Source organism: Helicobacter pylori (assembly GCF_001653455.1).
Taxonomy (GTDB): Bacteria; Campylobacterota; Campylobacteria; order Campylobacterales; family Helicobacteraceae; genus Helicobacter; species Helicobacter pylori_A.
Genome location: NZ_CP011486.1, coordinates 668,717 through 691,925 on the forward strand (window position 1 = coordinate 668,717; position 23,209 = coordinate 691,925).

Here is a 23,209-nt window from a genome sequence, read left to right on the forward strand (position 1 = left end):
GATGAATAAGGTTATAACGGATTTAGACAAAGGGTTGAGTGGCTTAAAAGATGGGGATACCATTTTAGTGGGTGGTTTTGGGTTGTGCGGGATACCTGAATACGCCATTAATTATATTTATAAAAAAGGCATCAAAGATTTGATTGTGGTGAGCAATAATTGCGGTGTTGATGACTTTGGGCTGGGCATTCTTTTAGAAAAAAAACAGATTAAAAAGATTATCGCTTCGTATGTGGGGGAGAATAAGATTTTTGAATCACAAATGCTGAACGGAGAAATTGAAGTCGTTTTGACCCCACAAGGCACGCTCGCTGAAAATCTGCGCGCTGGAGGGGCTGGGATACCCGCTTACTACACCCCAACCGGTGTTGGGACTCTGATCGCTCAAGGCAAGGAATCAAGGGAGTTTAACGGCAAAGAATATATTTTAGAAAGAGCGATAACAGGCGATTATGGGCTTATTAAAGCTTATAAAAGCGACACTCTTGGGAATTTGGTGTTTAGAAAAACGGCTAGGAATTTCAACCCCTTGTGCGCGATGGCGTCAAAAATATGCATCGCTGAAGTGGAAGAAATCGTTCCGGCTGGGGAGTTAGACCCCGATGAAATACACTTGCCAGGAATTTATGTGCAACACATTTATAAAGGCGAGAAATTTGAAAAACGCATAGAAAAAATCACCACAAGGAGTGCGAAATGAGAGAGGCTATCATTAAAAGAGCGGCAAAAGAATTAAAAGAGGGCATGTATGTGAATTTAGGGATAGGTTTGCCCACGCTGGTGGCTAATGAAGTGAGTGGGATGAATATCGTATTCCAAAGCGAGAACGGGTTGTTAGGGATTGGCGCTTACCCTTTAGAAGGGGGCGTTGATGCAGATCTTATCAATGCAGGAAAAGAAACCATAACCGTGGTGCCGGGCGCTTCGTTTTTCAATAGTGCAGATTCGTTTGCCATGATTCGTGGGGGGCATATTGATCTAGCGATTTTAGGGGGCATGGAAGTCTCGCAAAATGGGGATTTAGCGAATTGGATGATCCCTAAAAAACTCATAAAAGGCATGGGAGGGGCTATGGATCTTGTGCATGGCGCTAAGAAAGTGATTGTCATCATGGAGCATTGCAACAAATACGGGGAATCTAAAGTGAAAAAAGAATGCTCATTGCCTTTAACGGGAAAAGGCGTGGTGCATCAATTGATAACGGATTTAGCGGTGTTTGAGTTTTCCAATAACGCCATGAGATTAGTGGAATTGCAAGAGGGGGTGAGCGTTGATCAAGTTAAGGAAAAGACAGAAGCTGAATTTGAAGTGCACTTGTAGTTTATAAAAGGGGTGTTTATGTTTTTATTAAGGCATTTGACTTCAGCGTGCGTGTTTTTGGCTTCTAAATGCTTGCCGGACTCCTTTGTTTTAGTGACTCTTCTATCGTTCATTGTGTTTGTTCTTGTTTATTGTTTGACAGGGCAAGATGCATCGTCTGTGATTTCTAGCTGGGGGAATGGCGCTTGGACGCTTTTAGGCTTTTCTATGCAAATGGCTCTTATTTTGGTGCTAGGTCAGGCTTTGGCTAGCGCTAAATTGGTCCAAAAACTCTTAAAATATCTGGCGTCTTTACCGAAAGGGTATTATACGGCTCTATTGTTGGTTACTTTTTTATCGTTAATCGCTAATTGGATCAATTGGGGTTTTGGCTTGGTGATTAGCGCGATTTTTGCAAAAGAGATCGCTAAAAATGTTAAAGGGGTGGATTACAGACTGCTTATCGCTAGCGCTTATTCGGGTTTTGTGATCTGGCATGGCGGTTTGTCAGGCTCAATCCCTTTAAGCGTTGCGACCCAAAATGAGAATTTGTCTAAAATCAGCGCTGGGGTGATTGAAAAGGCTATCCCCATTAGCGAAACGATTTTTTCCGCTTATAATTTGATCATTATAGGGATCATTCTTATAGGGTTACCCTTTTTAATGGCAATAATCCACCCTAAAAAAGAGGAGATTGTTGAGATTGATGCAAAGCTTTTAAAAGATGAGTACAAAGAGATTGAACTCATTGATCACCAAAAAGACAAAACGATTGCGCATTTTTTGGAAAACAGTGCCTTGCTTTCTTATCTTTTGGTTTTTTTGGGTTTTGGGTATCTTGGTGTTTATTTTTTTAAAGGGGGAGGGATTAGTTTAAACATTGTCAATACGATCTTCCTTTTTTTAGGCATTTTGCTCCATAAAACCCCTTTAGCTTATGTGAAAGCGATTAACCATTCCACTAGGAGCGTGGCGGGGATTTTGCTCCAATTCCCTTTTTATGCTGGGATTATGGGAATGATGGCAGGGCATAGTGAAGGGGGGCATTCTTTAGCGCAAATGCTTTCTTTAGCGTTCACGCACATCGCTAATGAAAAAACTTTCGCGCTCATGACTTTTTTGAGCGCAGGGATTGTCAATATTTTCATCCCGTCTGGTGGGGGGCAATGGGCGATTCAAGCTCCTATCATGCTCCCTGCAGGGCAAAGTTTGGGGGTGGATCCGGGCGTGGTTTCTATGGCTATCGCTTGGGGGGACGCTTGGACGAATATGATACAGCCTTTTTGGGCTTTGCCTGCATTAGCGATCGCTGGTTTGGGCGCTAAAGACATTATGGGGTATTGCGTTTTGACTTTAATTTTTGTAGGCTTAGTCGTGTGTGGGGTGTTTTATTTTTTAGTGTGAGTTTTTTATCTAAACCCGCACTCTTTGAAATGGCGTGAAAAGTTTTTTCTTTTTATTCCTTAAACGCTCCTATAATTAAGGCTTATTTCGTTACAATAACCCTATCACCCATCAAGGAAGTGTTTTGTTTTTCAAATTTATTTTATGTTTATTGTTAGGAATGTTTGCATGGGCAAAAGAGGATATTCCCACCCCATTAACGCCCTCTAAACGCTATTCTATCAATATAATGACTGAAAATGATGGCTATATCAATCCTTATATTGATGAGTATTACACGGCAGGCAATCAAATAGGCTTTTCTACTAAAGAATTTGATTTTTCTAAAAATAAAGCGATGAAATGGACTTCGTATTTAGGATTTTTTAACAAAAGCCCTAGGGTTACTCGTTTTGGCATTTCTCTCGCTCAAGACATGTACACCCCCTCACTTGAAAACAGAAAATTAGTGCATTTGCATGACAACCACCCTTATGGGGGGTATTTACGGGTGAATTTGAATGTGTATAACCGCCATAAAACTTTCATGGAATTGTTCACGCTTTCTTTAGGCACAACAGGGCAAGATTCTCTAGCCGCCCAAACACAGCGTCTTATCCACAAATGGGGCCATGACCCCCAATTTTATGGCTGGAACACACAGCTCAAAAACGAATTTATTTTTGAATTGCATTACCAATTGCTTAAAAAAGTCCCTCTTTTAAAGACTCGTTTTTTTTCTATGGAGTTAATGCCTGGGTTTAATGTGGAGCTGGGCAATGCGAGGGATTATTTCCAACTAGGCTCGCTCTTTAGGGCTGGGTATAACTTGGACGCTGATTACGGTGTCAATAAGGTCAATACCGCTTTTGATGGGGGCATGCCTTATAGCGATAAGTTTTCCATCTATTTTTTTGTAGGGGCTTTTGGGCGCTTCCAACCCCTTAATATTTTCATTCAAGGCAATAGCCCTGAAACTAGGGGGATTGCCAACTTAGAATACTTTGTTTATGCTAGCGAAATAGGAGCGGCTATGATGTGGCGTAGCCTTAGGGTGGCTTTTACGATCACCGATATTAGTAAAACTTTCCAATCCCAACCTAAGCACCATCAAATCGGCACCTTAGAATTGAATTTCGCCTTTTGATTTGATATAAATTTAATTTTTTCTTTTTATTTGATACTTTTTAGCGGTTTTGATGGGTATTATTGGCGTTTATGGAGCGATTTTATTACTATTATTCACTTTACAATACTAAATTTTCACATTGTCATTGATTAATTTTGAAATAAACGATTTCCATTTTAAATTCTGTCCTATACTTCTAATAGGTTGCCTTGAGCAACACTTTAATACAAAGGAGTAGAATATGAAAGACGCAAGAGTTCAGGTGATGGGTATTGATGCCGGTGGCACCATGACGGACACATTTTTTGTTAAAGAAAATGGTAGTTTCGTAGTTGGTAAAGCCCAAAGCAACCCAGAAGATGAGAGCTTAGCTATTTATAATAGCTCGCAAGACGCTTTATCGCATTGGAAATCAGATGTCAGTAAGGTTTATCCAGAGTTGCTCACTTGTGTGTATTCAGGCACGGCGATGCTCAATCGGGTCGTGCAAAGAAGAGGTATGGAAGTGGGTCTGATTTGCAATAAGGGTTTTGAGCAAATGCATTCTATGGGTAGGGCGTTGCAATCTTACCTTGGGTATGCACTAGAAGAAAGGCTTCATATTAACACGCACAAATATGATGATCCGCTGATCCCTTTAAAAAGGATTAGAGGCGTTACAGAAAGAACCGATGTCAAGGGGCAAGTGGTTATTCCGGTGCGTTCAGAAGATGTTGAAATTGCTGTTAAGGAGCTTGTAGAAGCGGGTGCAAAAGCTATTGTCATTTGCTTGTTGCAATCTCATAAAAACGCTGAAAGCGAGCGGATCGTTAGAGATATTGCACTCAAAGAGCTTGAAAAATTGGGTAAAAATATCCCTGTATTCGCTTCTGTGGATTACTACCCTCAAAGAAAAGAAAGCCACAGAATGAACACCACCATTTTAGAAGCTTATGCGGCTGAACCAAGCAGGCAAACTCTCTCTAAAGTCAGCAACCGCTTCAAAGAGCATGGCGCTAAATTTGATCTTCGTGTGATGGCAACGCATGGAGGCACCATTAGTTGGAAAGCTAAAGAGCTCGCTAGGACGATTGTGAGCGGTCCTATTGGAGGGGTGATTGGATCTAAACTGCTGGGCGAAACGCTTGGCTATGACAATATCGCATGCAGTGATATTGGCGGCACGAGCTTTGATATGGCGCTTATTGTTAAGAGCAATTTTAATATCGCTTCTGACCCTGATATGGCACGCCTTGTCCTCTCTCTACCGCTTGTGGCTATGGATTCTGTTGGTGCAGGTGCAGGGAGCTTTGTGCGTATTGATCCGCACAGCCGATCAGTCAAACTAGGGCCTGATAGTGCGGGGTATAGAGTTGGCACTTGTTGGAAAGACAGCGGATTGGATACGGTTTCGGTGACAGATTGTCACATTGTTTTAGGCTATTTGAATCCGGATAATTTCTTAGGCGGTTTAATCAAATTAGATGTGGAAAGGGCTAAAAAACACATTAAAGAGCAAATCGCTGATCCGCTAGGCATTAGCGTAGAAGATGCGGCTGCGGGTGTGATTGAGTTGCTTGATTTGGAGCTTAAAGAATACTTGCGATCCAATATTAGCGCTAAAGGGTATAGTCCGTCTGATTTTGTGTGTTTTTCATATGGTGGTGCAGGGCCTGTGCATACCTATGGCTATACAGAAGGTTTAGGGTTTAAGGATGTGGTAGTGCCTGCGTGGGCGGCTGGGTTTAGCGCTTTTGGTTGCGCTTGTGCTGATTTTGAATACAGATACGACAAGAGCGTTGATATAGCCATTCCGCAGTATTCTTCAGACGAGTCAAAAAAAGAAGCATGCAAAATTATTCAAGATGCATGGGATGAATTGACTTTAAAAGTGATTGAAGAATTTAAAATCAATGGATTTTCTCAAAAAGATGTGATTTTAAGACCTGGATACCGGATGCAGTATATGGGGCAGTTGAATGATTTAGAAATCACTTCTCCTGTATCAAAGGCTCAAAGCGTGGCTGATTGGGAAGAGATAGTCAAAGAATATGAAAAAACCTACGCTCGGGTTTATTCTGAATCCGCTTGTTCTCCAGAGCTTGGCTTTAGTGTGACTGGGGTAATTATGCGTGGGGTTGTGGCTACACAAAAACCTGTGATTCCGGTTGAAAAAGAGCATGGTGCTACACCTTCAAAAGAAGCCAAAATAGGCGTTAGGAAATTCTATCGCCATAAGAAATGGGTGGATGCAGATGTGTGGCAAATGGAAAAATTACTGCCTGGAAATGAAGTGATAGGACCTGCGATCATAGAATCAGATGCAACCACATTCGTGGTACCCAAAGGCTTTGCGACAAAGTTAGACAAACACCGATTGTTCCACTTGAAAGAAATTAAATAAAGGAGTTCCAAATGGCAAATTTATTGAAAAACGGCAAAACTTTAAAACAAGCTAGAGATGAAATCCTAGCCAGGACAGAAAAAACAGGTTATTATAATGGGCTTGAAAAATTAGAGTTCAAAGAAAGCGATCCGATCGGTTATGAAAAAATGTTTTCTAAATTGAGAGGCGGTATCGTGCATGCTAGAGAAACAGCCAAAAGGATTGCTGCAAGCCCTATCGTTGAGCAAGAGGGGGAATTGTGCTTCACGCTTTATAACGCTGTGGGCGATAGCGTGCTGACTTCTACGGGTATCATTATCCATGTGGGTACTATGGGATCGGCTATCAAATACATGGTAGAGAATGATTGGGAAGATAACCCCGGCATCAATGATAAGGATATTTTCACCAATAATGACTGCGCGATTGGGAATGTGCACCCATGCGATATTATGACCCTTGTGCCTATTTTTCACGATGAAAAATTGATTGGGTGGGTAGGTGGCGTTACGCATGTGATCGATACCGGATCCGTTACTCCAGGATCGATGAGCACCGGACAGGTTCAAAGATTTGGGGATGGATACATGATCACTTGCCGTAAGACAGGGGCGAATGATGAGAGTTTTAAAGACTGGTTGCATGAATCCCAAAGATCAGTAAGAACGCCTAAATATTGGATTTTGGATGAAAGGACTAGGATTGCAGGATGCCATATGATTAGGGATCTTGTGATGGAAGTGATTAAAGAAGATGGCATTGATTCTTACATGCGATTCATTGATGAGGTGATTGAAGAAGGAAGAAGAGGCCTTATTTCTAGGATCAAATCCATGACCATACCGGGCAAGTATAGAAAAGTAGCGTTTGTGGATGTGCCTTATGCACATAAGGATATTGGCGTGTGCTCTGAGTTTGCTAAATTAGACACAATCATGCATTCTCCGGTAGAAATCACTATCAACAAGGACGCTACATGGAAATTAGACTTTGATGGTGCGTCTAGGTGGGGGTGGCACTCTTTTAATTGCAATCAAGTGTCCTTTACTAGCGGTATTTGGGTAATGATGACTCAAACATTGATCCCCACTTCTCGCATCAATGATGGCGCTTATTTTGCAACTCAATTCAGACTCAAAAAAGGGACTTGGATGAATCCAGATGATAGGCGCACCGGGCATGCTTATGCATGGCACTTCTTGGTATCCGGCTGGAGTGCTTTGTGGAGAGGCTTGTCTCAAGCGTATTACAGCCGAGGGTATTTAGAAGAGGTCAATTCTGGAAACGCTAACACTTCCAATTGGTTGCAAGGCGGTGGTATCAACCAGGATGGAGAAATCCATGCGGTGAATAGCTTTGAAACGAGTTCTTGTGGGACCGGTGCTTGTGCAATTAAAGATGGCTTGAACCATGCGGCAGCTATTTGGAATCCAGAAGGCGATATGGGCGATGTTGAAATTTGGGAAATGGCAGAGCCTCTTCTTTATTTAGGCAGGAATGTCAAGGCCAATACCGGTGGGTATGGGAAATATCGAGGCGGTAATGGGTTTGAAACCTTAAGAATGGTGTGGGGTGCGCATGATTGGACCATGTTCTTTATGGGTAATGGCTATATGAATAGCGATTGGGGTATGATGGGGGGCTATCCAGCAGCTAGTGGCTATAGGTTTGAAGCGCACAACACCGATTTAGAAAACAGGATTAAAAATAACGCCAGCTTGCCTTTGGGCGGTGATTTTAACCCGACTGATCGAGATTATGAAAAGCATATTTCTCATGCGTCTCAAGTCAAAAGGGATAAGCAATGCATCACCACAGAAAATTGCTTTGACAATTATGACTTGTATTTGAACTACATCAAAGGCGGTCCTGGATTTGGCGATCCGATTGAAAGGGATTTGAATGCTATTTTAGAAGATCTAAACAGCAAACAGCTATTGCCAGAATACGCTTACAAGGTTTATGGTGCGGTTGTGAGTCAAAATAAAGACGGCATTTGGGTAGGGGATGAAACTAAAACGAAAGCCAGAAGAAAAGAAATTCTTGAAACCAGGAAGGCGAGATCCATACCGGTAAAACAATGGATGGAGCAAGAAAGAAACGCTATCCTTGAAAAAGAAGCTTCCAAACAGGTTAAACACATGTATGCGACTAGCTTTGATCTTTCGCCAAAGTTTTTGAGCGATTTTAAAAAATTCTGGAACTTGCCAAAGAGCTGGACTATGCAAGAAGATGAGCTTGGTGTATTCACCTATGGCTCTAAATACAGAATGGATTTGAGCAAATTGCCTGATGTACGTACGGTTGTGTTGGTTGATGAGAAATAAGTTTTTAAAAAAATAAAGGAGAATGGTTATGTCAAAATACACACAAGAACAAATCAAAAATTTAGTAGAGGGGAGCTTGGATTGGAACACGATCTTAAAAATGCTGAGCATGCCTAAAGATCATGAGAGATTTCAAATGTATTTGAATGTGTTGCAAGACAAGGTGGATTTTGATGACAAAATAGTCTTACCTTTGGGGCCGCATTTATTTGTGGTGCAAAATCCTCAAAAAAAGTGGGAGATCAAATGTTCATGCGGTCATGCGTTTTGCACTCCAGAGGAAAATTGGAAATTGCATGCAAATATCTATGTGCGCGACACGGCAGAAAAAATGGAAGAGGTGTATCCTAAACTCTTAGCCAGCGATACTAACTGGCAAGTGTATCGGGAGTATATTTGTCCGGATTGCGGTATTCTTTTGGATGTGGAGGCACCGACTCCTTGGTATCCTGTGATCCATGATTTTGAGCCTGATATAGAGACATTCTATAAAGATTGGCTAGGGATACAACCCCCAGAAAGACGCTAAAATCGCTCAATCCTTTTTATGAAGAGACTTTATGTCTCTTTGGTGCATTAAAAAGCTTGGGTTATAACTTAACTCAAGCAAATTTTTCTTCAATCCCAACAAATTTAGCCACAAATTAGGACTTTTTCAAAATTTTAAGCTCTTTTTCTTTTTTTTTGATTTAATACTCGGTATAATCTTAATTCCACCTAACAAGGAAAAACTATGAAAGTAACACAAGGCATCACTAACGACTTTTTTGCCCTAACAAACACGATATTTTCTATTCTTGTACACCAGCAAAACTACACTTGGGAAGAAGAAAATTGTGGAAAATTACTGCAAGATGTTGTCAATATCTCTAAAAATAAGAAAACGCATTTTATGGATTCTATCACTATACTTTCAATAAAATAAAGGGTGTTTTTGACTAAAAAATTCATGTCTTGGATCGTGGTTATTGGGGCTTTAATTTGCGTGCTTTTAGGGGTGTTTATCTTCTTTACTAGCATGTCGGTTAAAAAATCTTTAGCCGCTCATCTTAACGCTTATCTAGAGCAACGCCCAAACATCAAAGGCATGGGGATTACAGGCGTTCCCTTTGAATGTAAGGGGTTTTTTAAAATTGCATGCGTTTCTAAAGAAGTGAGTTTTTTAGATTCTCAAAACTCCCCTATTGCGGGTTTTAAAGATTTAAATATCAAACTCCATTCTTTAGATAAAAGCTCTCTTATCCTTTCTATCAATTCGCAAATCAAATCCCCTATTTTAGAACAATCCATCCAGAAAAAAATAAATCAAATCCCTTTAAAAAACTTGAATAGCTTGTTGGAAAAAATCAAGCCCACGCGCTTGAACTGCTCTTTAAAATTCAACGCTTTAGACGAAAAAACCTTAAACGATAATTTAAAATGCGATTTGACTAATACCGACCATATCCTTTCTTACACTTTTTTTCAAGAGGGTTTAATGGAGATGCCAAAAAATCTCTCTCTTAAAACTCTTTTTAAAACCTTAAATTCCAAAGACGCTAAAGCCATAGAAGAGTTGCAAGACAAACTGCGTTTTTTAGCACCAAAGTTAGGCGTTTCTATCCAAGCGCACCATTTTAAAAACCTTTTAGAAGCCTTTTACAACCAAAATAAAGAGAGTTTGGGCTTTTTTTCCCCCTATTTTAGCTTGCGCGCTCAAACCCCTAGCGTTTCTTATGAAAGCGTGTTGACTTCTTTAGAAAAATATTTTATGGCTTTGTTCCAATCCCATTTTAAAGATGATACAGAACTCCAACAAAATTTTAAAGAATTTTTACAAGCCTTTGTCTCTATGGCTAAAGATAAACAATCCCAGATCACTCTTAACGCCCAAATCAAAGACAACACCAAGCTGACTTTTAACGCTTTGTTAGAAAGTCTTAGCACAAATTTCTTCAAATCGTATAAAATAAGCCATGAGTGATTTCAAAGTCCCTCCTAAAGCTAAAGGGTTTAAACGCCTTTTTAAAGCCCTTTTTTATTCTAAAGACGGGCTTAAATGCGCATGGATTGAAGAGAGCGCGTTCAGACAAATTATCATTTTGGCTCTTTTTTGCATCATTTTGGCGAGCTGTCTAGCCAAAGATTTTTTAGAATGGGGGCTATTGATTACGCCTTGTTTTTTATCGGTGATTATTGAATTAATTAATAGCTCTATTGAAAAGGCTGTGGATTTCACAGGCACAGAGTTCCACCCCTTAGCTAAAAAGGCCAAAGACATAGCCAGTTCAGCCCAGTTGGTAGGGCTTATTTTTTGGGCTTTGATTTGGGGGCGTTATCTTTTAACGCTTTATTTGAAGTAATTAAATTTTAGGGAGACACATGCAAGATCATTTAGTCAATGAAACAAAAAATATTGTAGAAGTGGGGATTGATTCTTCTATTGAAGAGAGTTATTTGGCTTATTCTATGAGCGTGATCATAGGGCGTGCTTTACCGGACGCTAGAGATGGTTTAAAGCCTGTGCATAGGCGTATTTTGTATGCGATGCATGAATTAGGCCTTACTTCCAAAGTCGCTTATAAAAAAAGCGCTAGGATTGTGGGTGATGTGATTGGTAAATACCACCCCCATGGCGATAGCGCGGTTTATGATGCGCTAGTGAGAATGGCGCAAGATTTTTCCATGCGTTTGGAATTGGTGGATGGGCAAGGAAACTTTGGCTCTATTGATGGCGATAACGCTGCGGCGATGCGTTACACTGAAGCCAGAATGACTAAGGCGAGCGAAGAAATTTTAAGGGATATTGATAAAGACACCATAGATTTTGTGCCTAATTACGATGACACTTTAAAAGAGCCGGATATTTTACCAAGCCGTCTGCCTAACCTTTTAGTCAATGGCGCTAATGGGATTGCCGTAGGGATGGCGACTTCTATACCCCCTCACAGGATTGATGAAATCATAGACGCTTTAGTGCATGTTTTAGAAAACCCCAACGCTGAATTGAATGAAGTTTTGGAATTTGTTATGGGGCCTGACTTTCCCACCGGTGGGATCATCTATGGTAAGGCAGGGATTGTTGAAGCCTATAAAACAGGGCGAGGGCGCGTGAAAGTGAGGGCCAAAGTGCATGTGGAAAAGACAAAACATAAAGAGGTTATCGTTTTAGATGAAATGCCTTTCCAAACCAATAAAGCCAAATTAGTGGAACAAATCAGCGATCTAGCGCGAGAAAAACAAATTGAAGGCATTAGCGAAGTGCGCGATGAAAGCGATAGGGAGGGCATTAGAGTGGTGATTGAGTTAAAAAGAGATGCAATGAGCGAAATTGTCTTAAACCATCTCTACAAACTCACCGCCATGGAAACCACTTTTAGCATCATTTTACTAGCGATTTATAACAAAGAGCCTAAAATTTTCACGCTTTTAGAGTTGTTGCACCTTTTCTTAAACCACAGAAAAACCATTATCATAAGGCGTACGATTTTTGAATTAGAAAAGGCTAAAGCCAGAGCGCACATTTTAGAGGGTTATTTGATCGCACTGGATAATATTGATGAAATCGTGCAGCTCATTAAAACGAGCGAAAGTCCCGAAATGGCTAAAAACGCCCTAATGGAGCGTTTCACTTTGAGCGAAATCCAAAGCAAGGCCATTTTAGAAATGCGTTTGCAACGCTTAACAGGCCTTGAAAGGGATAAGATCAAAGAAGAATACCAAAACTTGCTAGAGCTTATTGAGGAACTCAATGGCATTTTAAAGAGCGAAGATCGCTTGAATGAGGTCGTTAAAACAGAGCTTTTAGAAGTCAAAGAGCAATTTTCTTCTCCAAGGCGCACTGAAATTCAAGAATCTTATGAAAATATTGACATAGAGGATTTGATCGCTAATGAGCCTATGGTCGTGAGCATGAGCTATAAAGGCTATGTGAAAAGAGTGGATTTAAAAGTCTATGAAAGGCAAAATCGTGGCGGTAAGGGCAAGCTTTCAGGCAGCACTTATGAAGACGATTTTATTGAAAGCTTTTTTGTGGCTAACACGCATGATATTTTGCTCTTTATTACCAATAAGGGTCAATTGTATCATTTGAAAGTCTATAAAATCCCAGAAGCGAACCGGATCGCTATGGGTAAAGCTATTGTGAATTTAATCTCGCTCGCTCCGGATGAAAAAATCATGGCGACTCTAAGCACTAAAGATTTTAGCGATGAACGCTCTTTGGCTTTCTTCACAAAAAATGGGGTGGTCAAACGCACCAATTTGAGCGAATTTGGGAGCAACAGGAGTTGTGGTATCAGAGCGATTGTTTTAGATGAAGATGACGAATTGGTTAGCGCAAAAATAGTGGATAAAAACTCTAAGCATTTGCTCATCGCATCGCATTCTGGAACTTTCATTAAATTCCCTTTAGAAAATGTGCGCGAAATGGGAAGAAGCGCTCATGGGGTTAGGGGCATTAAATTGAATGAAAATGATTTTGTTGTCAGCGCGGTCGTTGTTAGCGATGATAGCAACAAGCTTTTGAGCGTGAGTGAAAACGGGCTTGGCAAGCAAACCTTAGCCGAAGCGTATAGAAAGCAAAATCGTGGGGGTAAGGGAGTCATTGGCATGAAACTCAATAAAAAAACCGGTAATCTAGTGAGCGTTATCAGCGTAGATGATGAAAACCTAGATCTCATGATCCTTACTGCGAGCGCGAAAATGATTAGGGTTTCTATTAAAGATATTAGAGAAACCGGAAGAAATGCCAGTGGGGTAAAGCTCATAAACACCGCTGATAAAGTCGTGTATGTCAATTCTTGCCCTAAAGAAGAAGAGCCAGAAAATTTAGAAACCCCTCCTGCACAAAAACCACAAAATTTGTTTGAGTGATGCGTTTTCTTTTATTCTTGTGTCCTTTATTTTATTTTTTAGGGGCTTTTTTGCATGCTTTTAGCCCCCTAGAAGATCAAGAATTTTTAATTTCGTACCGCTTGAAAATCGTTGATTCTAGAGTGATGGGCGAAGAGTATTTTGTCTCTAAACCCATCGTTAGCCGCATTCAAACAGCCCCCTATGTTTTAGACTATCATTGCTCCATCACCACCCACAACTTGCCCAATTTGAAAGACCCCCTACTTAAAACGCAATTAGAGCGCTTCCTTTTAGAAATAGCGTTAAAAAAGGAAAAAGAGCAAGTCATTGATTGCATTTTAAAAAGCCAAGTCGCTATCACGCACTATGATCGCAGTTATAAAAATGGCACGACCACCACAAGCATTCTTAACCTCAAAGCCTTAAGCGTTAAAGCGAGTTTAGTGGGGGATGCACTGTCTTTAGATATTTTTAGAAAGGAAGAAGAATGAAAATCGCTATTGTAGAAGATGATATTAACATGCGTAAAAGCCTGGAGCTTTTTTTTGAGCTTCAAGATGATTTAGAGATTGTGAGTTTTAAAAACCCTAAAGACGCGCTAGCGAAACTTGATGAAAGCTTTGATTTAGTCATTACAGATATTAACATGCCCCATATGGACGGCTTGGAATTTTTACGCCTTTTAGAAGGCAAGTATGAATCCATTGTGATTACCGGTAATGCAACCTTAAATAAAGCCATTGATTCCATTCGTTTGGGCGTGAAAGACTTTTTCCAAAAACCTTTTAAACCAGAATTGCTGTTAGAATCCATTTATCGCACCAAAAAAGTTTTAGAATTTCAAAAAAAACACCCTTTAGAAAAACCTTTAAAAAAACCACACAAACACAGCTTTTTAGCCACTTCAAAAGCGTTAGAAGAGAGCAAACGGCAAGCCCTAAAAGTCGCAAGCACAGACGCTAATGTCATGCTATTAGGCGAAAGCGGGGTGGGTAAGGAAGTCTTTGCTCATTTTATCCACCAACATTCCCAGCGCTCTAAACACCCTTTTGTTGCAATCAACATGTCCGCTATCCCAGAGCATTTATTAGAAAGCGAGCTTTTTGGGTATCAAAAAGGTGCGTTCACGGACGCCACAGCTCCTAAAATGGGGCTTTTTGAAAGCGCGAATAAAGGCACGATCTTTTTAGATGAAATCGCTGAAATGCCCCTTCAATTGCAAAGCAAGCTTTTAAGAGTGGTTCAAGAAAAAGAAATCACACGCCTTGGCGATAATAAGAGTGTTAAAATTGATGCGCGCTTCATTTCAGCCACCAACGCTAACATGAAAGAAAAAATCGCTTCAAAAGAATTTAGAGAAGATTTGTTTTTCCGCTTGCAAATTGTGCCTATAACCATCGCGCCCTTGAGAGAGAGGACAGAAGAGATTTTACCCATTGCTGAAATCAAGCTTAAAGAAGTGTGCGATGCGTATCATTTAGGGGAAAAATCTTTTTCAAAAAACGCCGCAAAACGCCTTTTGGAATACTCTTGGCATGGGAATGTGCGAGAGCTTTTAGGCGTAGTGGAAAGGGCAGCGATTTTAAGTGAAGAAAAAGAAATAAAAGAGAAAGATTTGTTTTTGGAAAGGTAGTTTGTAAAACTTCTTTATAATAATTCATGAAGTTATTAAAAAAGCATTTATTAGAAACGCTTGATTTGGGAGTTTTGCTTAAAGGGATTTAAAAAGAGATTTAAAGATAAAAGTTCAATTAATGGGGAGTTTTTATGTTAGCGAATGATTTTATGGTTAAGCAATTAAAAAACAAGGAGTTGCATGGTTTGTTGTGCAACAAATTGAGTAAAAGAGTGGATAGGTTTGGCTATAGAGTGATTGGTGTTGGAGTGGATAAAGAGACTAACGAAGTGGTTGTTCAATTGGATAAGGAAACGATTGTTAGATTGGATAGCAAAACCGCTTTACATTCTGCAAATGATGATGATCTCATGGCGGGTATTTTTGATGAATTTAATGAATTAAAGGCCAATAAAGAAGAAACCTAACTCGATCTATTTTGGGTATGGTAGCTCTTATAAAATCATTGATGTTCTTAACGATAAGAATGGTGATTTTATCAATTGCAGATTGTTTATCGTTAAGGAATTAGGGGTTGATGAGTGTTTAGGGTTTTATGTGCCCCCTATGATTGATAATAACAACACCACTCTTGCTGATTTGCTTGAAAATGGCGAGCCTACCATATACTATGATACTATGAAACCAATTCCACAAATATCAGGCGTTTTTTGGATAGAGGGCCTTACAACATTGAGTGGTTGATGAGAAAGTATTTGGAGGTTGGGTTTAGGAGTTACAAAATAGAGCGGATACGAGAAACGGAATTTTTGATCAAATTCCACTATAAAAAGTGGGGGTCTATGATTGATAGAGAAGTTAAAAGGCAATTCCCCAAATATCTTGAAGACTCAAAGAGGACAGCCGTTAAAATAACAAGCAAGGTGTTTTACGAGTTGTTGAGGGGGTCTTTGTTTGGCAACCTCCTCGGCAAAGATCCCATTCAAGCGATTATGATGCGGATGGAAAACAATAAGAAATAAAATCTTGTTGGGTTTTAATCTTCTTAGTTTTTTAAATTAAAAGTCATTTTTTAGCCCCTAAGATCGCACTACAAAAATTATCGCACAATTAAAATCAAGCTCTTTACTATTGATTGTAAAAAATATTTTTTAGCATTTTTTATAATTTATGATTAACACTTAATGATAACAGAGCCTTATTAATAATTTTTGTGTAGGATTAAAAATAGTGAGTTTAGAGGTTCCCAAGCCTACCTCTTGTAATTGAGCTATAAGGAGGAACGGTAGCTCATTCTCACTATTTTAGGTTTGAGACGCTATAGTTGATGCCGTCTTTATAATGGTTAGAGAGTGTCCCATTGGTCTCTAACCCCCTTAATATTTTCTCATTTTTCAAACTTTCATGCAATTTTAAAGGCATGGCTACTAATTCTTGTATTGTTAAATTATTTTCGCTAATATCCAACTTATACAATCTATCCCCCATGCGTTCGGTATACGGATTACTTTAAGCAATCATTAAAAGCAAACAAAACCTGCAAAAAGCTATTTCAGCTCCAAAGCTAAAAATTTTCCCGTATAGCTTTGAGTTTTTTCGCAATTTTGCGCGACTTCTAAAGGCGTGCCGCTCGCAATGACTCTCCCACCCTTATCCCCCCCATCAGGCCCCATGTCTATAATGTAATCAGCGTTTTTAATGATGTCTAAATTATGCTCAATCACTAGCATGGAATTGCCTAACACCACTAAAGAATGCAAAACTTGCAAGAGGTGATTCACGTCTTCAAAATGCAAACCGGTGGTGGGTTCGTCTAAAATATAAAGGGTTTTGCCTGTGTCTTTTTTGCTCAATTCTTTAGCTAATTTGATCCTTTGAGCTTCCCCCCCACTTAAAGTGGTAGCGTTTTGCCCTAAAGTGATATAGCCTAATCCCACATCTATAAGGGTTTTTAACTTCACAGCGATTTTAGGGAATTTAGCAAAAAATTCATAAGCCTCTTCCACGCTCATGTTCAACACATCAGCAATGGATTTGCCTTTCACCTTGATTTCTAAAGTTTGGGGGTTGTATTTAGCACCCTTACAGCTGTCGCATTGGACCAACACATCAGGCAAGAAATGCATTTCTATTTTAATATCCCCATCGCCTTGGCATTTCTCGCACCGCCCTCCTTTCACATTAAAGCTAAAACGGCTCGCGCTATAACCTAAAATTTTAGCTTCTTTTTGTTCGGCGAATAAAATCCTGATTTCATCCATCACTCCTGTGTAAGTGGCAGGGTTGCTTCGGGGGGTTTTGCCTATGGGGGCTTGATCCAAATAAATCACTTTATCCAAATGTTCCAAACCCACAATCTCCACCCCATTCAAGCTTTTAGCTTTTTTAGCATGGTTTAAAAGGGTTTGAGCCGTGGGTAAAAGGGTTTGTAAAATCAATGAGCTTTTACCGCTCCCGCTCACCCCAGTAATGCACACCAATTGTTTTAAGGGGATTTGAACGCTTAAATTTTGAATGTTATTGATATTGACATTTTTAATTTCTAAAAAATGCCTTTCTTTAGGGAGTTCAAATTTGGGCCGTTCGATCTTTTTAGTGCCGTTGAGGTACAAAGCGGTAGAATGGTTGTTTTGCAATAACTCTTTTACGCTCCCGCTAAAGACCACTTCGCCCCCATGCCTTCCAGCCTTTGGCCCAATATCCACAATAAAATCTGCATGCTTAATCGTTTCTTTATCATGCTCTACGACAATGAGCGTGTTCCCCTTTTTTTGCAAATTCCTAAGGGTGTTAATGAGTTTGAGCGTATCCTTTTCATGCAAGCCAATGCTAGGCTCATCTAAAACATATAAAACCCCTGTCAAACCACTCCCTATTTGACTAGCGATCCGTATCCTTTGACTCTCTCCTCCGCTAATCGTTCGTGCATCCCTCCCTAAAGTCAAATACCCTAACCCCACATCGTATAAAAAAAACACCCTTTCTAAAATCTCTTTTAAAATAGGATCAGCGATCTTTTTTTCTTGCTCGTTGAGGTAGCTAAAATGCGTGGGATCATTGAAAAAGTGATAAACTTCTTCAATGGGTTTAGTTAAAAAATCCGCCATTTTCAAGCCAGCAACTTGAACGCTCAAACTGGAGGCTTTCAAACGATGCCCCTTACACGAAGGACAGGTTTTTTCGCTCATGTAATCGCTCAAATCCCTTTGCTCTTTAAACATGTCGTAAGCGATTTGGATAATGCCTTTCCAAGGGCGTTTTAAAGGGCTATTTTTAAAATGAAAGCTGATTTCAGTGCCATTCCCATACAAAAGAGCGTCTTGCTGCTCTTTATCCAATTCATTGAAACAAAGCGCAGTATCAATGCCATTATGAGTGCAAAAGCCTTCAAACATTTGAGCGTAATAATTGCGGTTATACCCAAAAATCACCTTGATCGCTCCTTGATTTAAAGGCGTGTTAGAATCTAAAATCTTACTAATATCTAGGCTAAATTTTGTCCCCAAGCCCAAACAGCTCTCACACGCTCCTTTAGGCGAATTGAATGAAAAACTCAAAGGTTCCAATTCTTCAAAACTCATCTTACACTTAAAGCATGCCTTATGCTCGCTGTAATGCTTCCTAATGCTTGGGGCGTTCTCTTGCAAGATTTCCACTTCTAATTCCCCATAGCTTTCTTTAAGGGCTTTTTCTACCGCGCTAGCGATCCGTGAAGCGTTTTCATTATTGACAACCACCCTATCCACCACCGCTTCAATGGTGTGTTTTTTGGTTTTGTGCAAATGGATTTCTTCATCTAAACGCACCATCACCCCATCAACAAAAGCCCTCACATACCCCTTTAAACGCAAGCTTTCTAATTTATCATTAAACGTGCCTTTTTTATCCTTAATGATAGGGGCTAGAATAATGATTTTAGAATTTTCTTCTAAATGACAGATTTGAGAAATAATATCGCTCGCATTCATAGAAGTAATAGGCTCTGAACATGTGGGGCAAAATTGCTCCCCAATCCTTGCAAACAATAATCTTAAATAATCATAGATTTCAGTGATCGTCCCTACCGTGGATCTGGGGTTTTTAGAGGTGGTCTTTTGATCAATAGCGATCGCAGGGGTTAGCCCTTCAATTTTATCCACATTAGGCTTACCCACTTTGTCTAAAAATTGCCTTGCATAGCTAGACAAACTCTCTAAATAACGCCTTTGCCCTTCAGCGTATAAAGTGTCAAACGCCAGAGTGGATTTACCCGATCCGCTCAATCCGGTAAAAACAACAAATTGGTTTTTGGGGATTTCTAAAAAAATATTTTTGAGGTTATTTTCCCTAGCCCCTTGAATAATGATTTTATCCATCATGGTTTTATCTTGCAAGAGTTTCCTTAAAATAAGAAAGTGGATTAAAAGGAGCTATTATACTTCAAAAAAGAATGGTTTTATTATCATTTCTTGTTCGTAATAGTTAAAAATATTTGCTTGATTAAGGATAAACATGCTATTATTTTATGAGACAATTTTAAAGATAGGAATGTAAAGGAATGGAATTTATGAAAAAGTTTGTAGCTTTAGGGCTTCTATCCGCAGTTTTAAGCTCTTCGTTGTTAGCTGAAGGTGATGGCGTTTATATAGGGACTAATTATCAGCTTGGGCAAGCCCGTTTGAATAGTAACATCTATAACACAGGGGATTGCACAGGGAGCGTTGTAGGTTGCCCCCCAGGTCTTACCGCTAATAAGCATAACCCAGGAGGTACGAATATTAACTGGCATGCTAAATACGCTAATGGGGCTTTGAATGGTCTTGGGTTGAATGTGGGTTATAAAAAGTTCTTCCAATTTAAGTCTTTTGATATGACAAGCAAGTGGTTTGGTTTTAGGGTGTATGGGCTTTTTGATTATGGGCATGCAACTTTAGGCAAGCAAGTTTATGCACCTAATAAAATCCAGTTGGATATGGTCTCTTGGGGTGTGGGGAGCGATTTGTTAGCTGATATTATTGATAACGATAACGCTTCATTTGGTATTTTTGGTGGGGTTGCTATCGGCGGTAACACATGGAAAAGCTCGGCTGCGAACTATTGGAAAGAACAAATCATTGAAGCCAAAGGTCCTGATGTTTGCACCCCCACTTATTGCAACCCTAACGCTCCTTATAGCACCAAAACTTCAACCGTCGCCTTTCAAGTGTGGTTGAATTTTGGCGTGAGAGCTAATATCTATAAGCATAACGGCGTAGAGTTTGGCGTGAGAGTTCCCCTACTCATCAACAAATTCTTGAGTGCAGGTCCTAACGCTACTAATCTTTATTACCATTTGAAACGGGATTATTCGCTTTATTTAGGGTATAACTACACTTTTTAAACTCTTTAAAGGGTATCTTTAAGCCCTTTTTGGTCTTTATAAAAAGGATTTTGGTTTGAATTTTCACGCCTTAAAAGCAAGGTTATCCATCAAAAGAAATTTTTGAGCGTAGCTAACAAAACTGATACCATTGAGTAGGAATTTGAAAAATTCACCTAAGGGTTTTAAGGGGATTGTTTGCAAGGAATAGAAAATTTACACCAAAGTGTCTTGTTACAAGAAGTTTTGCAAGCGTTCGCCCCTTTAGAAAAAGGGGTTTTGATAGATTGCACTTTAGGGTTAGGGGGGCATTCTAAAGCCCTTTTATCCCAAAAACCCCACCTTAAACTCATTGGCATTGATAAAGACAAGCATGCTCAAGAAATCGCTAAAGAACGATTGAAAGCCTTTGAAGGGCGTTATCACATTTTAAGCGGAGGGTTTGCCAAACGCTTTAAAGAAGCCCTAGAAACGCATGGCGAGCAAATTAAGGGGGTTTTAGTGGATTTAGGGGTGAGCTCCTTGCAGCTTGATGATGATGATAGAGGGTTTAATTTCCACTCGCCTACTTTGGATATGCGCATGGATTTAGAAAGCGAATTGAACGCTCAAAAAGTCATCAACTCCTATTCTGTAGTGGCTTTGGAAAAAATCTTCAAAGACTATGGCGAAATCAAAGAATACAAAAAAATCGCCCACCACATTGTAGAAAGGCGCGCGAAAAAACCCTTTAAAGACGCTAAAGATTTGAGCGATTTTTTAAGCTCTCTTTCTAAAAATAAAAAAATCCACCCAGCGACTTTGGTGTTTCAAGCCATCCGCATAGAAGTCAATCACGAATTAGAAGAGTTAAAAGCATTTTTACAAGACGCTAGAAACCTTAAGGGGGCGATTTTGTGTGTGATTTCTTTCCATTCTTTAGAAGACGCGCTAGTGAAAAACGCTTTTAAAGATTACGCTAAAAATTGCATTTGCGATGCCTTAAGTTTCAAATGCACTTGCTCCAACAACCACGCTTTAGGCGAAATTTTAACCAAAAAGCCCATCACTCCAAGCCCAGAAGAAATCAAACGCAACAGGCGTTCACGAAGCGCTAAAATGAGAGCGTTTCAATTCAAGCCATGAGTAAGCCATGAGTGTAGAAAACCATCTTTTGAATGAAAAAGAACGCTTTGTGCGTATAGAAGAGAGTGAAAAGAAGGAATTGTTTGATGGGACTGCAAATGAAAATTCGCATGGTCTTTCTTTAATGGCTTTAATAGGGGTACTGGTTTTTGGGGGCGCGTTTTTAGCCTTGTTAGCGCCAAAAATCTATTTGAGCAACAATATTTATTACATCAGCCGTAAAATCAACGCCCTAGAAGACCAAAAACGCCTGCTTTTAGAAGAACAACAAATCCTAAAAAACGAATTAGAAAAAGAGCGCTTTAAATACTACATAGAGAATAGTGAAAATATTGGCGATATTGCGTTTTAATGCCAAAAAACGACAAAAAACATTTTTCAATCAAACATCAAAAGCTTGCATCAAACAAAACAAAGCCACTAAAACCCTATTTTTAGAAACATTAAAGAGCAATTAAACCACAAAAACACCACAAAAACACCCTAAAACGAACGCTTGTTTTAAATTTGTTTTAACATAAAATAATAAATCCTTTTAAACCCTTGATTTTTAAAAAAACAGAGTCCCTCTTAAATGGTATAATAAAGCAAACTAAAATCCTATAAAAGTTAATCAAGGAGAAACCATGGAAAAATATTCGCTTCATCTTTATTGTTCAGCGTTACGCACAGAGCAACATCAAATAAGGGAATACAGATGAGAAAAACGATTTTAGCGTTGTTTTTAGCAGCGCAGATAGGGTTTGTTTATGCTAATAACGCTTTGATTTTGCAAACAGATTTTAGCCTAAAAGATGGGGCGGTCTCGGCGATGAAAGGCGTTGCTTTCAGCGTTGATCATAACCTTAAAATCTTTGATTTAACGCATGAAATCCCTCCGTATAACATTTGGGAAGGCGCTTACCGCTTGTATCAAACCGCTAGTTACTGGCCAGAGGGTTCGGTATTTGTGAGCGTGGTTGATCCGGGCGTAGGCACTAATCGTAAATCGGTGGTATTAAAAACTAAAAACAATCAGTATTTCGTCTCGCCAGATAACGGCACGCTGACTTTGGTGGCGCAAACTTTGGGGATTGATAGCGTGCGAGAAATTGATGAAAAAGCTAACCGCTTGAAAGGTTCTGAAAAATCCTACACTTTCCATGGTCGTGATGTGTATGCCTACACCGGTGCACGCCTAGCTTCTGGAGCGATCCCATTTGAGCAGGTCGGGCCAAAACTCCCTTCAAAAGTTGTTGAAATTCCTTATCAAAAAGCTAAAGCGACAAAAGGGGAGGTGAAAGGCAATATCCCGATTTTGGATATTCAATACGGCAATGTTTGGAGCAATATTAGCGCTAAAATACTGAATCAAGCAGGGATCAAACTCAATGACACGCTGTGTGTAACCATTTTTAAAGGTTCTGAGAAAAAATACGAAGGGAAAATGCCGTATGTCGCAAGCTTTGGTAATGTGCCAGAAGGCCATCCCTTGGTTTATCTTAACAGCTTGTTGAATGTTTCTGTGGCGCTGAATATGGATAATTTCGCGCAAAAATACCAGATTAAATCTGGCGCAGAATGGAATATTGAAGCGAAGAAATGCGCTAAGTAAAGCGCTTTTTTGAAAAATAAAGGGGTGAAGCGTTCCAAATCGCTAAATACGAGTGGGTTTTTGCTAGGGGTTTTAAAAGTTTTGAGCGTCAAGTTTTTATCAAAATAGCCTAATTAATGGTAAATTAGCTCTCAAACAAACGCTTGTATTTAAAAATTTGTTTCTATTTGAAATATAAAGCTCTTTTAAACCCTTTTAAAACTTTAATTTTTGGAAGAAAATAAACAAACAATTCCC

General features: G+C 39.6%; 20 protein-coding genes and 2 pseudogenes. 20 read left to right on the forward strand and 2 right to left on the reverse strand.

Annotation, left to right across the window (positions count from 1 at the left end; genetic code table 11):
• The first annotated feature begins 1 nt into the window (after position 1).
• The 15 genes and pseudogenes from AA977_RS03145 to AA977_RS03215 all read left to right on the forward strand — a co-directional run bounded on the left by AA977_RS03145 (position 2) and on the right by AA977_RS03215 (position 15,937).
• Positions 2-700 (forward strand): CoA transferase subunit A, encoded by a 699-nt coding sequence (locus AA977_RS03145; protein ID WP_064434555.1) that lies wholly within the window; start codon positions 2-4, stop codon positions 698-700.
• Positions 697-1,320 (forward strand): 3-oxoacid CoA-transferase subunit B, encoded by a 624-nt coding sequence (locus AA977_RS03150; RefSeq protein WP_064434556.1) that lies wholly within the window; start codon positions 697-699, stop codon positions 1,318-1,320. The genes AA977_RS03145 and AA977_RS03150 overlap by 4 nt, the downstream gene beginning before the upstream one ends.
• Positions 1,321-1,338: 18 nt before the next feature.
• Complete coding sequence (locus AA977_RS03155) at positions 1,339-2,703, forward strand: TIGR00366 family protein (RefSeq protein WP_064434557.1); 1,365 nt, start codon at positions 1,339-1,341, stop codon at positions 2,701-2,703.
• A 124-nt stretch (positions 2,704-2,827) separates the two neighbouring features.
• Entirely contained in the window at positions 2,828-3,829 is a 1,002-nt protein-coding gene (locus AA977_RS03160) for a lipid A deacylase LpxR family protein (RefSeq protein WP_033601892.1), read from the forward strand.
• 223 nt (positions 3,830-4,052) lie between these two features.
• The gene (locus AA977_RS03165) at positions 4,053-6,194 is read left to right on the forward strand and encodes a hydantoinase/oxoprolinase family protein (RefSeq protein WP_064434558.1); all 2,142 of its coding nucleotides are present in this window, start codon (positions 4,053-4,055) and stop codon (positions 6,192-6,194) included.
• Positions 6,195-6,205: 11 nt separating this feature from the next.
• Entirely contained in the window at positions 6,206-8,503 is a 2,298-nt protein-coding gene (locus tag AA977_RS03170; RefSeq protein ID WP_064434559.1) for a hydantoinase B/oxoprolinase family protein, read from the forward strand.
• Between the two features lie 28 nt (positions 8,504-8,531).
• A complete protein-coding gene (locus tag AA977_RS03175; protein WP_064434560.1) occupies positions 8,532-9,032 on the forward strand; it encodes an acetone carboxylase subunit gamma in 501 nt (166 codons plus the stop codon).
• 204 nt (positions 9,033-9,236) lie between these two features.
• Positions 9,237-9,428 carry a hypothetical protein gene (locus AA977_RS03180; RefSeq protein WP_064434561.1) on the forward strand — a complete coding sequence of 64 codons (192 nt, stop codon included), beginning with the start codon at positions 9,237-9,239 and terminating at the stop codon, positions 9,426-9,428.
• 9 nt (positions 9,429-9,437) lie between these two features.
• Positions 9,438-10,466 carry a hypothetical protein gene (locus tag AA977_RS03185; protein WP_064434562.1) on the forward strand — a complete coding sequence of 343 codons (1,029 nt, stop codon included), beginning with the start codon at positions 9,438-9,440 and terminating at the stop codon, positions 10,464-10,466.
• Positions 10,459-10,845, forward strand: a complete 387-nt coding sequence (locus AA977_RS03190; RefSeq protein ID WP_064434563.1) for a diacylglycerol kinase — start codon at positions 10,459-10,461, stop codon at positions 10,843-10,845. Before AA977_RS03185 ends, AA977_RS03190 begins: the two co-directional genes overlap by 8 nt.
• A 19-nt stretch (positions 10,846-10,864) precedes the next feature.
• Positions 10,865-13,357, forward strand: a complete 2,493-nt coding sequence (gene gyrA, locus AA977_RS03195; protein WP_064434564.1) for a DNA topoisomerase (ATP-hydrolyzing) subunit A — start codon at positions 10,865-10,867, stop codon at positions 13,355-13,357.
• Positions 13,357-13,830, forward strand: coding sequence for a hypothetical protein (locus AA977_RS03200; RefSeq protein WP_064434565.1), 474 nt, complete (start codon positions 13,357-13,359; stop codon positions 13,828-13,830). The genes gyrA and AA977_RS03200 overlap by 1 nt, the downstream gene beginning before the upstream one ends.
• Positions 13,827-14,972: a transcriptional activator FlgR gene (gene flgR, locus AA977_RS03205; protein WP_064434566.1), complete on the forward strand. Its 1,146-nt coding sequence runs from the start codon at positions 13,827-13,829 to the stop codon at positions 14,970-14,972. Before AA977_RS03200 ends, flgR begins: the two co-directional genes overlap by 4 nt.
• A 134-nt stretch (positions 14,973-15,106) precedes the next feature.
• The gene (locus AA977_RS03210) at positions 15,107-15,382 is read left to right on the forward strand and encodes a hypothetical protein (RefSeq protein WP_064434567.1); all 276 of its coding nucleotides are present in this window, start codon (positions 15,107-15,109) and stop codon (positions 15,380-15,382) included.
• An 82-nt stretch (positions 15,383-15,464) separates the two neighbouring features.
• A pseudogene (locus tag AA977_RS03215) lies at positions 15,465-15,937 on the forward strand (hypothetical protein).
• Between the two features lie 277 nt (positions 15,938-16,214).
• Here the strand turns inward: AA977_RS03215 and AA977_RS07810 are convergent.
• Together AA977_RS07810 and uvrA are read right to left on the reverse strand one after the other, a co-directional pair.
• A complete protein-coding gene (locus tag AA977_RS07810) occupies positions 16,215-16,391 on the reverse strand; it encodes a hypothetical protein (protein WP_154811924.1) in 177 nt (58 codons plus the stop codon).
• A 71-nt stretch (positions 16,392-16,462) separates the two neighbouring features.
• Positions 16,463-19,288 (reverse strand): excinuclease ABC subunit UvrA, encoded by a 2,826-nt coding sequence (uvrA, locus tag AA977_RS03220; RefSeq protein WP_172796003.1) that lies wholly within the window; start codon positions 19,286-19,288, stop codon positions 16,463-16,465.
• A 164-nt stretch (positions 19,289-19,452) separates the two neighbouring features.
• Between uvrA and hopE the strand changes: the two genes are divergently transcribed.
• The 5 genes and pseudogenes from hopE (at position 19,453) to AA977_RS08235 (ending at position 23,196) form a co-directional block, all read left to right on the forward strand.
• Positions 19,453-20,274, forward strand: coding sequence for a Hop family outer membrane protein HopE (gene hopE / locus AA977_RS03225; RefSeq protein WP_000395375.1), 822 nt, complete (start codon positions 19,453-19,455; stop codon positions 20,272-20,274).
• 177 nt (positions 20,275-20,451) lie between these two features.
• On the forward strand, positions 20,452-21,378 hold the full coding sequence (gene rsmH, locus AA977_RS03230; RefSeq protein ID WP_064434568.1) for a 16S rRNA (cytosine(1402)-N(4))-methyltransferase RsmH: 927 nt from the start codon (positions 20,452-20,454) through the stop codon (positions 21,376-21,378).
• A gap of 7 nt (positions 21,379-21,385) precedes the next feature.
• A complete protein-coding gene (locus AA977_RS03235; RefSeq protein ID WP_033772613.1) occupies positions 21,386-21,730 on the forward strand; it encodes a hypothetical protein in 345 nt (114 codons plus the stop codon).
• A 345-nt stretch (positions 21,731-22,075) separates the two neighbouring features.
• Entirely contained in the window at positions 22,076-22,972 is an 897-nt protein-coding gene (locus tag AA977_RS03240) for an SAM hydrolase/SAM-dependent halogenase family protein (protein ID WP_064434569.1), read from the forward strand.
• A gap of 38 nt (positions 22,973-23,010) precedes the next feature.
• Positions 23,011-23,196 (forward strand): annotated as a pseudogene (locus AA977_RS08235) (hypothetical protein).
• Positions 23,197-23,209 lie beyond the last annotated feature (13 nt).

Excerpts from the sequence above, each read along its gene's own strand:
- AA977_RS03145 (WP_064434555.1), top strand. The coding sequence starts at position 2 with ATGAATAAGGTTATAACGGATTTAGACAAAGGGTTGAGTGGCTTAAAA.
- AA977_RS03150 (WP_064434556.1), top strand. The coding sequence starts at position 697 with ATGAGAGAGGCTATCATTAAAAGAGCGGCAAAAGAATTAAAAGAGGGC.
- AA977_RS03155 (WP_064434557.1), top strand. The coding sequence starts at position 1,339 with ATGTTTTTATTAAGGCATTTGACTTCAGCGTGCGTGTTTTTGGCTTCT.
- AA977_RS03165 (WP_064434558.1), top strand. The coding sequence starts at position 4,053 with ATGAAAGACGCAAGAGTTCAGGTGATGGGTATTGATGCCGGTGGCACC.
- AA977_RS03170 (WP_064434559.1), top strand. The coding sequence starts at position 6,206 with ATGGCAAATTTATTGAAAAACGGCAAAACTTTAAAACAAGCTAGAGAT.
- AA977_RS03175 (WP_064434560.1), top strand. The coding sequence starts at position 8,532 with ATGTCAAAATACACACAAGAACAAATCAAAAATTTAGTAGAGGGGAGC.
- AA977_RS03180 (WP_064434561.1), top strand. The coding sequence starts at position 9,237 with ATGAAAGTAACACAAGGCATCACTAACGACTTTTTTGCCCTAACAAAC.
- AA977_RS03190 (WP_064434563.1), top strand. The coding sequence starts at position 10,459 with ATGAGTGATTTCAAAGTCCCTCCTAAAGCTAAAGGGTTTAAACGCCTT.
- gyrA (WP_064434564.1), top strand. The coding sequence starts at position 10,865 with ATGCAAGATCATTTAGTCAATGAAACAAAAAATATTGTAGAAGTGGGG.
- AA977_RS03200 (WP_064434565.1), top strand. The coding sequence starts at position 13,357 with ATGCGTTTTCTTTTATTCTTGTGTCCTTTATTTTATTTTTTAGGGGCT.
- flgR (WP_064434566.1), top strand. The coding sequence starts at position 13,827 with ATGAAAATCGCTATTGTAGAAGATGATATTAACATGCGTAAAAGCCTG.
- AA977_RS03210 (WP_064434567.1), top strand. The coding sequence starts at position 15,107 with ATGTTAGCGAATGATTTTATGGTTAAGCAATTAAAAAACAAGGAGTTG.
- hopE (WP_000395375.1), top strand. The coding sequence starts at position 19,453 with ATGGAATTTATGAAAAAGTTTGTAGCTTTAGGGCTTCTATCCGCAGTT.
- AA977_RS03235 (WP_033772613.1), top strand. The coding sequence starts at position 21,386 with ATGAGTGTAGAAAACCATCTTTTGAATGAAAAAGAACGCTTTGTGCGT.
- AA977_RS03240 (WP_064434569.1), top strand. The coding sequence starts at position 22,076 with ATGAGAAAAACGATTTTAGCGTTGTTTTTAGCAGCGCAGATAGGGTTT.